The 12,536-nt window shown below is 68.5% G+C and carries 11 protein-coding genes and 3 pseudogenes; 5 read left to right on the top strand and 9 right to left on the bottom strand.

The window, feature by feature from the left end; translation table 11 throughout:
• Window positions 1–493: 493 nt before the first annotated feature.
• A complete protein-coding gene (locus ACFYXB_RS38440) occupies window positions 494–1,453 on the bottom strand; it encodes a transposase domain-containing protein (RefSeq protein ID WP_389589646.1) in 960 nt (319 codons plus the stop codon).
• A 224-nt stretch (window positions 1,454–1,677) separates the two neighbouring features.
• Here ACFYXB_RS38440 and ACFYXB_RS38445 point away from each other — a divergent pair.
• Both ACFYXB_RS38445 and ACFYXB_RS38450 read left to right on the top strand, forming a co-directional pair.
• Window positions 1,678–1,800, top strand: a pseudogene (locus tag ACFYXB_RS38445) (transposase); the annotation flags it as partial.
• A pseudogene (locus tag ACFYXB_RS38450) lies at window positions 1,797–2,352 on the top strand (transposase). The pseudogenes ACFYXB_RS38445 and ACFYXB_RS38450, both read left to right, overlap by 4 nt.
• A 209-nt stretch (window positions 2,353–2,561) precedes the next feature.
• Here ACFYXB_RS38450 and ACFYXB_RS38455 read toward each other — a convergent pair.
• From ACFYXB_RS38455 to ACFYXB_RS38475, 5 genes are all read right to left on the bottom strand, one after another.
• Window positions 2,562–3,884 (bottom strand): ABC transporter permease, encoded by a 1,323-nt coding sequence (locus ACFYXB_RS38455; protein WP_389589630.1) that lies wholly within the window; start codon window positions 3,882–3,884, stop codon window positions 2,562–2,564.
• Entirely contained in the window at window positions 3,881–4,603 is a 723-nt protein-coding gene (locus ACFYXB_RS38460; protein WP_389589631.1) for an ABC transporter ATP-binding protein, read from the bottom strand. Before ACFYXB_RS38460 ends, ACFYXB_RS38455 begins: the two co-directional genes overlap by 4 nt.
• Window positions 4,600–5,985 carry a peptidoglycan-binding protein gene (locus tag ACFYXB_RS38465; RefSeq protein ID WP_389589632.1) on the bottom strand — a complete coding sequence of 462 codons (1,386 nt, stop codon included), beginning with the start codon at window positions 5,983–5,985 and terminating at the stop codon, window positions 4,600–4,602. The genes ACFYXB_RS38460 and ACFYXB_RS38465 overlap by 4 nt, the downstream gene beginning before the upstream one ends.
• Before the next feature lie 17 nt (window positions 5,986–6,002).
• Complete coding sequence (locus tag ACFYXB_RS38470) at window positions 6,003–6,917, bottom strand: hypothetical protein (protein WP_389589633.1); 915 nt, start codon at window positions 6,915–6,917, stop codon at window positions 6,003–6,005.
• A gap of 323 nt (window positions 6,918–7,240) precedes the next feature.
• Window positions 7,241–8,122: a DUF3152 domain-containing protein gene (locus ACFYXB_RS38475; RefSeq protein ID WP_389589634.1), complete on the bottom strand. Its 882-nt coding sequence runs from the start codon at window positions 8,120–8,122 to the stop codon at window positions 7,241–7,243.
• Window positions 8,123–8,342: 220 nt separating this feature from the next.
• Here ACFYXB_RS38475 and ACFYXB_RS38480 point away from each other — a divergent pair, with 220 nt between their 5' ends.
• Genes ACFYXB_RS38480 through ACFYXB_RS38490 form a run of 3 tightly spaced genes read left to right on the top strand, consistent with a single transcriptional unit; the run spans window position 8,343 to window position 11,205 of the window.
• The gene (locus tag ACFYXB_RS38480) at window positions 8,343–9,032 is read left to right on the top strand and encodes a response regulator (protein WP_389589635.1); all 690 of its coding nucleotides are present in this window, start codon (window positions 8,343–8,345) and stop codon (window positions 9,030–9,032) included.
• On the top strand, window positions 9,029–10,621 hold the full coding sequence (locus tag ACFYXB_RS38485; protein WP_389589636.1) for a sensor histidine kinase: 1,593 nt from the start codon (window positions 9,029–9,031) through the stop codon (window positions 10,619–10,621). The genes ACFYXB_RS38480 and ACFYXB_RS38485 overlap by 4 nt, the downstream gene beginning before the upstream one ends.
• A complete protein-coding gene (locus ACFYXB_RS38490; protein ID WP_389589637.1) occupies window positions 10,618–11,205 on the top strand; it encodes a hypothetical protein in 588 nt (195 codons plus the stop codon). Before ACFYXB_RS38485 ends, ACFYXB_RS38490 begins: the two co-directional genes overlap by 4 nt.
• An 81-nt stretch (window positions 11,206–11,286) precedes the next feature.
• Here the strand turns inward: ACFYXB_RS38490 and ACFYXB_RS38495 are convergent.
• From ACFYXB_RS38495 to ACFYXB_RS38505, 3 genes and pseudogenes are all read right to left on the bottom strand, one after another.
• A pseudogene (locus ACFYXB_RS38495) lies at window positions 11,287–11,484 on the bottom strand (IS5/IS1182 family transposase); the annotation flags it as partial.
• Window positions 11,391–11,768, bottom strand: coding sequence for a transposase (locus tag ACFYXB_RS38500; RefSeq protein ID WP_389589638.1), 378 nt, complete (start codon window positions 11,766–11,768; stop codon window positions 11,391–11,393). The gene ACFYXB_RS38500 and the pseudogene ACFYXB_RS38495, both read right to left, overlap by 94 nt.
• Window positions 11,769–11,918: 150 nt before the next feature.
• On the bottom strand, window positions 11,919–12,533 hold the full coding sequence (locus ACFYXB_RS38505; protein ID WP_389589639.1) for a hypothetical protein: 615 nt from the start codon (window positions 12,531–12,533) through the stop codon (window positions 11,919–11,921).
• Window positions 12,534–12,536 lie beyond the last annotated feature (3 nt).

The raw sequence follows: 12,536 nt of genomic DNA on the forward strand, positions 1-12,536 counted from the left end.
GGTTATGCGGGGCGACCAGCGGAGGCGCTGGCCACATGCCCCGGTTTCCCGCTGCCTTTCGGCGACCGGCGTTGGCTTCTCGGGTCATCCTGCGCCCGCTGGGGAGCTGGGCCTTCCTTGCGGTCGGCTTACCGGCGTCCTTCGGAGCCGGACCCCAACGGGGTTTCCACGTTCCACACGAGTGAGATACGACCGGGGTGGGTGCCCCCTAAACTCCGGGACGGCGATGCTCTCCCGGCTGATGTTGGGTCCTCAGCCGGCGCCTGCCGCTTCTCAACGGCCAGTCCTGCACCCCGCTGGATCAACCCATCGGCGGGGCCCACGATCACGAAGCATCGTCAGGGGTTCACTCACGTTCACCCGTCCGGTCTTCCCCTTGCCTGTGGCCCCCGGATGGAACAGAGGCCCTTGGGCTTCTCCTCCGAGCTTCACACCCCGCCGTTACCGGCGACGCATGTCGAAGTGGGGACGGGCCTTGAGCACTGGCCCGGAACTACGCCGTCGACATCAAGTCGATCCTCCTGTCAGGTAATTCACTCAATCTCGTGCGACTTCGTGTCGCACCCCAGCGCTTGTGATAGAGGTGCACGAGGCGGTCGGCGGGGTAACGGCGGGCGTCCAGGAGCGTGGTGGCCAGACGGTAGGAGCCCTCGAAGTTGCTGCCATCGGTGCAGCTGACGCTCACCCGGGCTTCGATGATGCGCACCGGGACGCCGCCGATGACCCAGAGGTAGGAGGAGTCAGCGAGCGGCTGGAGGACCGATGGGCGGCGGCGCTGGCGAATGCGGCCCAGGACCCGTGCGCCGGTGGCGTGCACGGCGGCGAGGAAGTCGTTGCCGTCGAAGCCCCGGTCCCACAGCACCAACATCTCGGGGCCCAGATGGTGCGACAACCTGGTGGCGTATGAGGTCTCGCCCTCCCGGGTGGGGCCGAAGACCGCTCCGATCACGGCCCGGGTGCCAGTCTCGACCAGTGTCATCAGCTCGACCTGGGGATAGCCGCCGTGCGGGCACCGCCCCAGCCAGCCCCGGTTGCGCTCGCCGTCAGGCACCTTGATCGAGCTGCAGCCGTCGAACGACACCGTCCGATACGGGTCGAACCGTACCCCCGATGTGGTCGGCTGGGCCAACGGCCCGGCCAGCACCTCGAACAACGCCCGCACCGGCGCGCTGCCGAGTCTGCGGCGCAGATCTCGTAGCGCTTTCGTGCTCGGGCAGACGGTCGGCATCCCCGACAGGCCGGCGGTCAGCTTGTCCCAGACCAGCCGGTAGCCGATCTCGGGGAACAGGCACATCGCCAGGAGGAAGTATACGCCGATCCGCGAGGGCAGATCACGCAACCGCCGCTGCACGGTCCCGGTCTCGGACAAGACCGCGTCGACCAGCTCGAATGGCATGATCGGCGTCAGTTCTCCCAGATGTCCGGGAGCGAACCGGCCCGCGGCCACAGTCACCGTAGGGGTGATGGCCGTCAGCGCCGACGGCGAGACACAATGAACAGGCAACGGAGCTCCTTGCGGGACAAGCTGTCTCGGACGACTGCCTGTACCAACGAGCTCCGTTGCTCCACGTCAAGAACCCGTCAACTCCCCTTGCATGACCTGCAGAAACGCTAACTACCCGACCTTGGGGAGACTTCAATCGCCATGGCTGGTCCTGGCAGAGCCCGGCCCGCCGCGCACTGGAACGCGACGAGCATGCAGTCGAACTCTGGAAGAAAGACGTGTGGCCGCAGGTGGAAGGACCGCGGCGGCGCTCGGGGCCTACATCGTCTTTGAGGACGAGGCCGGCTTCGCGATGACGCCGCCACGCGCCCGCACCTGGGGCCGGCGCGGTCACACACCCGTGGTCAGGGTCCAGGGCCGTTCCCGACGCCGGATCTCGGTGGCGGCCCCGTGCTGCTACCGTCCCGGCGAGACATCGCGGCTGATCTACCGCCCACGCTTCCATCTGCCTTTCAAGGGAGCCGTGAAGAGCTTTTCGTGGACGGACTACCGTGACCTTCTGGTCCGTGCGCATCTCCAGCTCGGTGCCCCCGTGGTGATCGTCTGGGACAATCTGAACACCCACAGGACGGCCGGACTGCGCCAGTATGCGGCTGACCACGACTGGCTCACCGTCTTCCAGCTCCCGTCCTATGCGCCAGATCTGAACCCTGTCGAAGGCGTCTGGTCGCTGTTGCGGCGAGGGCCCATGGCCAACACCGCGTTCACCGATCCCGAACACCTCGAGCGCACACTCCGCCGCGGACTGACCCACATCCAACGGCACCCCGACCTCATCAACGGCTGCCTCACCGAAACCGGCCCTGAACATCACCACACAACCGACACCAACACGAAAAGGTCAGTAGCCAGTCGACCAGGAGTGTCGTCGCGCCGTACAGGAAGGCAGTGCCCCCGATGACAAGGATCCATCCCACGATCTTGTTGATGACGCGCTGAGCGTCCTCGTCCCGCGTGCGAGTCGCAATCTGGCTCGACAGCCCCCGGTAGTCGCGGACGAAGGCCAGTCCGAGGCAAAAGCAGAATGCCCCGGTGGCGAAGAAAGCCAACAGCCACCTTAGGAGCCCAGAGCGTCGACGGGCTCCATACGGGACGCCCGCAGTGACGGGTAGAGACCGGCCAGAAGTCCGACGAGGGCTCCGGCGACCGGGGCTCCGAAAGCGAGACGGACGTCCAGGACCGGGGTCCAGTCCCTGACGGCGGAGACGGCCACCACGATGACCATGCCCAGGACGGCGCCGATGACGCCGCCAAGGAGTCCGATGGTCGTCGACTCCACCAGGAACTGGCCGGCGACCTGTCGTCGCGAGGCGCCGAGGGCGCGGCGCAGTCCGATCTCCCCGATCCGCTCCATGACCGTCACTAGCGTCACGTTGGCGATACCGATGGCCCCGACCACCAGCGAGACCAGTCCGAGTACCAGGAACAGGCCGTTGACGTCGCCCTGCACTCCCTTGCGTGCCTTGGTCGGGTCGGGCGGTGCCGTGACGGAGAGGGCGTCCTCGGCTCCGGGAGCCAACGCGATCGGTGCCTGGTGGGCAACCTGCTTCGCCGCGCCGAGCGCGGTGTTGATCAGTACCCGGGTCACCGCTCCCAGGCCCAGCTGGTCGTCGGCTGTCGTGGGCGGCAGGATCACCGCGGTGGAGAGCTGCTGTTCCCGCTCGACTCCGCCGAGAATCCCGATCACCGTGTAGGCCTGGCCCTTCAGGAAGACCGCGGGAGAGTCCTGTACCGAGGTGATGCCCAGGAGCCGTGCGGCCTGGTCGCCGAGCACCGCCACCCGGTCGTGTCTGGCGATGTCCCCGTCGTCGAAGAAGCGCCCGGCGGTCATCCTGCCGCGCACCGCGGCGGGCAGCGTGGGGGACGCGGCGAGAACCGCCATGGTCTGGCCGGTGACCTCCCCGGGGGATACCACGTCATTCGCACGGACCTGGACGCTCGCGGTTGCCTGGGAGTCGGCGATCGCCGCCACCGAATCGACCCCGGCGAGCCTCCGGACGGCGTTGACACCCGACCAGTCCACGAGTGGGACGGGGTCGGCCGACGGGGGCGGCGGGGGTACCACCACCGTGACCGAGGTGGCGGTGAGGGCGTCGAACCGGCCGACGATCTGATTGCCCGCCGTGGCCGAGACGCCGATGGTGATGACCAGGGTGGTGATGCCCAGCACCGTGCCCAGAGTGGTCAGGGCGGAGCGCACCGGACGGGCGAGCGCCCCCGCCAGCGCCTCGGTCCACAGGTCCCTGAAGTCCATCCAGGGACGCTCGATGACCCTGGCCCTGCCGCGGCGCCGCACACGTCCCCGGCGAGGTGTGTGCCGGTCGGCGGTCGGCGGGTCCACCGGGGCCGCCGGCTCCAGGACGCGTGCCCGGGCCCTCATCGGTTCTCCTCGGTGAGTCGTCCGTCGCTGATCCTTACCCGCCTGTCGGCCCGCTTGCTGACCGCCTCCTCATGGGTGATCACGACCAGGGTCATGCCCTGCTCGCTCAGTTGGTCGAAGAGGTCCAGCACCGACTCGGTGTTCTCACTGTCGAGGTTGCCGGTGGGCTCGTCGCAGAGCAGCAGAGCGGGCTCGCTCATCAGCGCCCGGGCGATCGCCGCACGCTGCCTTTCACCACCGGAGAGCCTGTCCGGCCGGAAGCCGAACCGGTGCGCCAGGCCCACCCGTTCCAGCGCCTCCTTGGCCCTGGCGCGGCGGCTGGCACGGGCCCGCCCGGGGCGCGGCCGACGGTAGGCCTCGGCTAGCATGACGTTCTCGTCCACCGTCCGGTAGGGCAGCAGGTGGAAGGACTGGAAGACGAATCCGATCCGGCTGCCGCGCAGCGAGGTGCGCTCTGGGTCGCTTAGCGTCTTGGTCTCCACCCCGTCGAGCCAGTAGGCACCCGAGGTGGGGCGGTCCAGCAGTCCCAGGGTGTTGAGCAGCGTCGACTTGCCGGAGCCGGACGGGCCGACGATCGACAGGTGTTCGCCGCGCCGGACGGCCAGGTTCACGTCCCGCAGGGCGTGCACCGGCGGTTCGGAGTCGAAGGTCCGGTCGACGGAGACCAGTTGGATGACCGTATCCGCGTCGAGCACGACGGAAGCCAGCAGGCCGGTCATTGCCCGATCACCACTTGATCGCCCGCCTTCAGGGCGTCACCGGACGGCGTGACCTCCACCTGCCCTTCCGCGGAGAGACCCGCCTTGACGGAGACATCCACCACTGTGCTGCCTCGCCGGACCTGCACCTTGGCCGGCCCGTCGGCCGATGTGTGGAGCGCGGCGATGGGCACCGTCAACACCTCACCGTGCGACGAGCCCACCTTGATGGTCACCTTCGCGGATCCGTTGGCGTTCTTGGTCAGCTCCCCCGACGGCACAGAGATCTGTACCGGAACAGGAGCCGACGCGTCGCCGCTCCCGCCGCCCGATGTCCCCGCCGGGTTCTCACCGTCCCCCGGATCGCTCTTCGGCACATCGTCGCCAAGCGCCACCAGTTCCCCCTCCACCTTCTTGCCGTCGGGCGTCTCCACCTGCGCCGTCATGCCCTTGTGGAGCAACTTGGCGTCGTTGCCCGGCACCACGGCCTGCACCACGACCTGGGAGCTGGTCACCGTGCCGACCGGTCCGGACGGGGTGTCACCGATCTTCACGGACACCTTGTCCAACCGGGCTGGCAGATCCGGCAGGAAGACCACCTCACCTGCGGGGATCTTGGTCCCGTAGCCGGCCTGGAAGGCGGAGAGCGCGGCGTTGGCCGCGTCCAACTGCTGCTGTGCCGCCTTGAGCTGCAACTTTCCGGCCTCACCACCGGCGCCGGTACCGTCGCCGGAGCCCTCGGAACCGCTGCCCTGATCCTGGGCTTGGAGAAGGGCCTGCTGCGCGGTGGTCACAGCCGCTTCGAGCGTTCCCAGCTGCTGCCTGTCCGCGAAACTTGGCTCCTCCGCGTGGAAGCCCTTGCTCTTGTACCAGCGGCTCACCGCCGCGGCGTCCGACTGCCCGTACGTCCCGGTGGCTCCATCGGGGTTGAAACCGAGCCGGGTCAGGGCCTTCTCGAGCTGCTTGACGTCGTCTCCGGACGCGCCCGGACCGAGCGTGCGGTACATCGGAACGGATCCCCGCAGCACCAGAACCGGTCGGCCGCTCACCTGCATCAGCACGTCGCCCTCCTTCACCTCCGATCCGGCGGCCGGTGCCTTGGTGACCCGCTGTACGACGGCATCGCCGGCCCCGGACCCCTCGGAACCGGAGTCCGGGGACCCGACGGGCCCGGCCAGGGCCAGGCTCTGCGGTGAGGCGAACTCCACCGAGCCCTGGGCCACCACACTCGCGGTCAGCGACCGCCGCTCGACCGCGACGGTGACCGGTCCGGCCTTCGGCGGCCGGTGTGCGGCAGCCGCGTCCGCCGGAGACTGCATCTGCGATCCGGCCAACCAACCGCCCACGCCCACCAGCCCCACCGCGGCGACGATGATCCCCAACTGCTTGGGACGGCTGCTCACCCGGTTGCGGCGCTGCCTCACCCGGCACCGCCACCGCTGGTCGGGGCCTTGAAGAACTTCGGGAAGTAGGCGGCACGGAAGTCCTTGCCGCACTCCAGGTCCTGCATCGCCAACCCGATGTCCTTGGTGAGCAGGGGCAGGGCCTCGTCCTTACTCATGGGTTTCACCTGGGTCCCGTCGGGGTTCACCGCGGCGGGACGCCCGGCGCCGGGGGAAGCCGTCATGCCCGCCCGGAGCCTCACCATGTCCCCGATGCTGGTCGGTTGCGTGGTCGTGACGGGGATGCCGTGCTCCTTCAGGCACGATGCAAACGACTGCGCCAGATCGATCAGCTTCGGATCACCGTTGAGCGCCTGCGCGTTCGCCTGGTTCCGTGCCGCGGTCGTAACGCTTCGCTCCTGGTCCGACACGGAGCCGTAGACCTCTTCATTGGCCGACTTCATGCAACCGGCCGGCTCCTCACCGCTGGCCTTCGCCTCCGCGCCCGCGACTCCCAGCGCCTTGTCGTAGGCGGCCTTCTGCTCGGAAGTGAGTGTGGCGACGTAGTCCGCGTTGGGCGTGTCGGTCGAGTCCTCCCGGGACGCCTTGCTGCCCGGTGCCTGGGGATCGTTGGGGTAGACGATGCCCGAGTAGATACCGAAGCCGTACTTCTGCCGGTACTTCTTCGTCAGCTTGTAGTCCGCCCCGTCGGTGGCCCAGGAGGCCACGGGATCCTCGGGGGCTACGGCGGTGTAGATGAACCCCTGCTTCTTCATGCAGGACGCGATCGCGTTCTCAAAGAGGTACTGCTTCTTGAGGTCCGCGTCGGCGTCCGCGGGAACGTCGAGTTGCCCCGACGACCCGGCCGAGAGCTGCCCGCCGCCAGCCGAGTGGGATGCCGCCTCAGTGCCGCAAGCCGCCAGCAGCGGCAGCAGACTCACCGCTACGGCCAATTTCCGAACAGTGGGGGATCCAGACATGCTCTTCCATCCGATCGAGAGAGGGGGTGTCGCCTGCAGGCCACGGGGAACCGCGGGATCGTGGGGCTCTGCCCACGCCGACAGCACCGGCGCACGGGGAACACGGCACCGCGAGTGCCTGATGGCCTTGACGACCATGGGGCTGTCGCTGAGTTCGAGACTGGCGTCCGCAGGTGATGGCGGCTGGCCCGGACGATGACCAAGCTGTAACAGCGGTTCTCCGGCTGCCCGCCGGCCGTGATCGTCTCCCGCCGGCCCCGCGGCGTCAGAGGGAGACGGCCGGTCGCCGTAACGGTTCACGGCACGTGGGGCCCGGAGACGAAGTGACCGTTCTTGTCGTAGGGCCAGGCGTTGGCGACGCATCCGTGCAGGCCCTTGATCTGTTGCATCATCACGGGGGCCGGTTGGCCGGGGCCCGCGCAGGTCATGTGCGTGTAACCCAGGAAGTGCCCCATCTCGTGGTTGATGATCAGCGCCCGGTAGTCATGGATCGGACCGTCGAACGTGGGCGAGCCCTTGATCCAGCGCTCAAGGTTCACCACCACGCCGCCCGGGATCTCGCAGTTGTACTCGCCTTGGGTGTCCTGATGGATGCCCGCCCAGCACAGGGCGTCCGCCGTTCCCGGTGTCGCGATCTTCACCTTGAGGTCGTAGGGCTGTCCCTCGCTCACCAGCTGGAACAAGTTGGCCCCGTTGTGGGTCCAGCCCCGGGGAGCGGCGAGTATGTCGGCGATCTCGTTCGCCGCTTGGGCCGGCGAGATGTCGAGCCCGGTCTCGACCTGCACCGCATAGCGGAGCAGACGCGTACCGTGACCGACCTTCGCGCCACTGGCACGCGCGGTGACGAACGTACCGGTGCCGGTCGAGGGGACGTCGATCTCGGTGGGGGTCGGCGTGGGGGTCGGGGTGGGCGTAGGGGTGGCGGTGGGGGTGGGGGTGATGTGCACCGTGCTCCGCTGGCGCGGCGCGGCGCTCGACACGTCGCTTCGTCGGCCGTCCAGGAAGAACGCCGCGGAGCCGAGCAAGCCCGCGGCCACCAGCGTGCCCACCAGGTAGCTCCGGCCCCGGCGGCGCGGACGGCCGCGGCGATGGGAGGACCGTTGCTGACGGCCACGACGGTGGGAGGCCACTGCGCTGCCGGTGGGCGGTGCGGATTCCCGCTCTCGTGCCGAATGCATGGCAGCTGAGACTGGTCACGTCGGATGATGGCCGTTGGTTCGGATAATCACGAAAGGATAACGAGTGGTTTTGCGGCGACTCTCGGCGTTTCGGACCCGGCTGCCTGCCGGGCGGAAGGCGCCCCGCGCATCCCCATCCAGTGTGATCCTTCTGTAACGGCTTCCGAGAGGGGACCTTTCCCGGGGCGGGCACCGAAAACGATCTGTGCATACTGTCGATATGCCCCGCGTCCTGATTGTCGAAGACGACCCAGATGTCCGTAAGGCTGTCCAGCTCGCGCTGCGACATCAGGGGCATGACGTCCGTGCCGCCGAAACGGGTGAAGAGGGATTGGAACAGCTCCACCCCTTCCATCCGGACGTCGTCGTACTCGACCTCATGCTGCCCGGTATGTCCGGCCTCGACGTATGCCGGCGGATTAGGGATCGCGACCAGGTGCCGATCATCATGGTGACCGCCAAGGGCGACGACATCGACGTGGTCGTGGGGCTGGAGGCCGGCGCGGACGACTACGTAGTCAAGCCCGTGCAGGCCCGGGTGCTCGACGCGCGAATACGGGCCGTACTGCGCAGGCAGGATGCGTCGGTCTCCGACGCCGTCCGGCCCAGGGCGGAGTCGCACGGCGAGCTGGTCATCGACCGGGCCGGGCTCGTGGTGACACACCGTGGTGCATCCGTCGCGCTCGCCCCCTCCGAGCTTCGGCTCCTGCTGACCCTGTCGGCCTCGCCCGGACTGGTGTTCAGCCGCCAGCAGTTGCTCGAAGCGGTCTGGGAGCACAGCTACTACGGCGACATACGGCTCGTGGACGCCTGCGTGAAGCGATTGCGCGGCAAGCTCGGTGAGCTGGGCGGGGATCCCCGGTACATCCAGACCGTACGCGGCTTCGGTTACCGCTTCTGTTCCCCGTGAGCGGCCAGAGATCCGTCCGGGCACGCAAGCACATACGCAAGCGCGAGGCCGTCTCAGCCGGGCAGGGCCCCAGGCAGGCGAGGTTTTATCGGGCGGTCCTGGCGAAGGTCCCGCTCCCACTGAGGGGCCTGCGCTCCCGCCTGGTGGTGGCCTTCGTCCTGGTGGCCACGGCCAGTGCCCTGAGCACCGGAGCCGTCGCCTTCCGGGAGGCGCGCACGGGGGTGCTGCAGCAGAGCCAGGACTCCGTCATCCGGCAGTTCCGGACCAGTGTCGACGCAGTGGCTGTTGAGACGCCCGTCGCGCCGAGCCTGGCCCGGTTGCAGAAGGCGGTGAACCAGGTATTCCAGGCCAACCAGTCACAAGGGCGGCGGGTACTGGCCACGTACGGCAGCCTCCGCGCCTACGCGCCGAGTGCCGACTTCGACAAGCTCAGCCCGGAACTGCGCCGGTCCGTGGACACCAAACGCGCCGCGGTGTTCCAGCGGGTGAACGACGACGGGCATCCCTGGCTCGTCGTCGGAATGCCGGTCACGTACAACTCCGGCGAGGGCACGGAGTCCAAGCTCTCGGGGCTCGTGATGTACCTGGTGGTGCCGCAGGACACTGAACAGGCATACGTCGAGGCGATGGTCAGCGCCATCGAGCACGCCACCCTGGTGGCGCTGTGCCTCGCCGTCGTCCTGGCGCTGCTGGCCGCGAGCGGCGTTCTCCGTCCCGTGCGGGCGTTGCGCGGGGCCACGCGCCGGATGGCCGAGGGGCACCTGGGCGTCCGGCTGGCCGTCAACGGCTCCGACGAACTGGCCGACCTCTCACGATCCTTCAACCACACGGCGGCCGCACTGGAGGAGTCGGTCGCGGAGTTGCGCCGCTTGGAGGCCCAGGCGCGCCGCTTCGTCGCGGACGTCTCCCACGAACTGCGGACGCCGTTGGCGGCGATGTCGGCGGTCACCGACGTGCTGGACGAGAAGGCGCTGCGCTTGGACGAGGAGACCAGCGAGGCGCTGCAGCTCATCAGCGAGGGGACCAGTCGGCTGAGCGTGCTGGTGAACGACCTGATGGAAATCTCCCGCTTCGACGCGGGCGCGGTCGAACTCAACCTGGACGAGATCGACTTGGCCGAGTCCGTACAGCGCACCCTCGCCTCTCGGGGGTGGCAGGGCCGGGTGGAGACCCACTTGCCCCGGCCGGGCGTGCTCAGGACGCGTGTGGATCCGCGCCGACTCGACGTGGTGATGGCCAATCTGATCGGCAACGCGCTGCGGCACGGGGCGCCGCCGGTGCGGGTGAGCATGGGCGTGAGGGAGGAGCGAGCGGACGTGGCGTGGGCCCTCATCGAGGTGACCGACGGCGGACCGGGGATTGCCGAGGAAGCCATGCCGCACATCTTCGAACGCTTCTACAAGGCGAGCACCACACGGACCAGAAGCGAGAGCAGCGGACTGGGCCTGGCCATCACGGCGGAGAACGTGCACCTGCACGGAGGACGCATCAGTGCGGCGAACCTGCCCGGAGGCGGCGCGGCGTTCACGGTCGAACTCCCCCTGCACCGCGACACCGCAGCCGCCGCCGACGCCGGGAGTGCCCGGTGAAGGGCTCGCGCGTACCGGCGCTGCTGGTCGGGCTCACGGCCGCGCTCACGCTGGCGGCGTGCGGAGTCCCCCCGTCCGACGTCATCCAGGCCGGCGAACCGGCGAGCGGCATGCGCTCTCCCAGTCCGAAACCCTCGGTGCCAACCGTCATCCCCCTCTATTTCCTGCACAACGGTGATCTGACGCCTTATCCCCGCAAGATCGGCGACCCTGGGGACTTCAGGGCCGTCGTGCGCTTGCTGTTCGGCGGACCAACCACGAGCGAGGCCGTGACGGCCACCACGGAGCTGCCCCGCCTGACGGATACACCGGACGTATTGATCGGCAGCGACCACACCTTCTCCATCCAGCTCCCCAAAGATGTCCCTCCCCTCAGCCACCTGGCCATGCGGCAGTTGGCGTGCACGGTGACTCACGTGGCTCTGCCGCTCGCCGGGCAGCCCGCGGACGCGGATCGGGACGGCGCCCCTGCGGCTCCTTCCGTCGATGCGCAACGCTCCCCACACACGAGTGTCCAGGTGCTCGGGGACGGATGGACGATGACACAGTCGGACGGCTCGTGTCCTGACCTCCCGCAGCCGTAGGAGGAGCCCAGGCACGGCCCTGGTACAGGTAGAGATCATTGTTCGACTGGTCCGTATTAGAGATCGTTTTCTCCCGTTGTTTCATCCCGGGATTTGTGGTTGGTGTCGCTTTGCCGAGTCACGCCAGGAGATGGTGTTCTCCCCGGTGAGTCGGCGGGCCCTGAGGTCGGCCATGGCCACGTAGATCATGGCTTCGGACCGGGCGGGACGGTTCTCGTAGTCGCGGGCCGGGCGGCGGTGGAGCATGAGCCATCCGTAGGTCCGCTCCACCGTCCAGCGTTCGGGGTGGGCCTGAATTGAAGTTTCCCCGAGATCTTGGACACGGTCAGCTTCCGCAGCCGCTTCAACTCCTCGTCCCGAATGTTGCCGCCCGGCCCCGACAGCCCGGCCCCGGCTTCGGCCTCTTGGGTGGCACGGGCCTTCTTCACCCAGCCCCGCAGGGACTCCGAACTGATCCCGAGCTCCCGGGCGACTTCGGTCACCGTTCGGCCCGACGACCGCACGAGCTCGATCGCGTCCCACTTGTACTCGTCCGAGTACCGATTCGAGTACTTGCTTCCCACCTGACACTGCTTCCTCTGGAACCTCAGATCCCAGTCTTCAGGTGTCCACGATCAAGGGGAAGCTTCAGCCGCGGCCTCGTCGAAGGCGAAGACAGAGAAACGGCCCTCGAAGGCGGCTGCGCCTTCGAGAGCCGTACCCCTGCTGAGCCATCAGAGCTGGACGGGGATGCCCAGCGCCTTGGCGTACTCCTTGGCCCACCGTCCGGCCGAGCTCTGGATGTCCAGAACCCGGCCGTGCGACAGCTCCACCGGCTCGCCCGCCAGCCGCTCCAGCGCCCGCTGCTCGAGCTCCGCGGAGCCGAGGTCCCGGGCGAGGATGAGCGACTGCACGAGGCGCGCCGGATAGTTCGCGATGGGAAGCCACGCGTACAACCCGCCGCGCGCGACATCGCCCTTCTCCTGGAGCAGCCGGCACAGGTCCGCGCGGTCCTCGACGAAGGTCAGCGACTCTCCGAGCCCGTCGCGCAGCCAAGCCGCGACGTCCTCGGTGAACGCGACCGGCCACTCCAGCGACGGGTCGCCGATGCCGCGGATCGGCACGGACAGCCGCCCGTACTCCTCCATGGCATCGCCGAACTTCGCGTCACCCGTGTTCGTGTGCCACAGCAGCCGGCCGGTCTTGTCCTTCGACAGCCACGCCACCCATGCCAGGACGCCGTCGTCCCACTGGGCCACCCCTTTGCGCGACACCTCGGCCGAGTCCGGGATGATCCCGGCCGAGATTGCCGCCCTCAGGATGCTTGGGGCACTCATCGCACGTGCCACGCG

Source organism: Streptomyces sp. NPDC002619 (genome assembly GCF_042889305.1).
Taxonomy (GTDB): Bacteria; Actinomycetota; Actinomycetes; order Streptomycetales; family Streptomycetaceae; genus Streptomyces.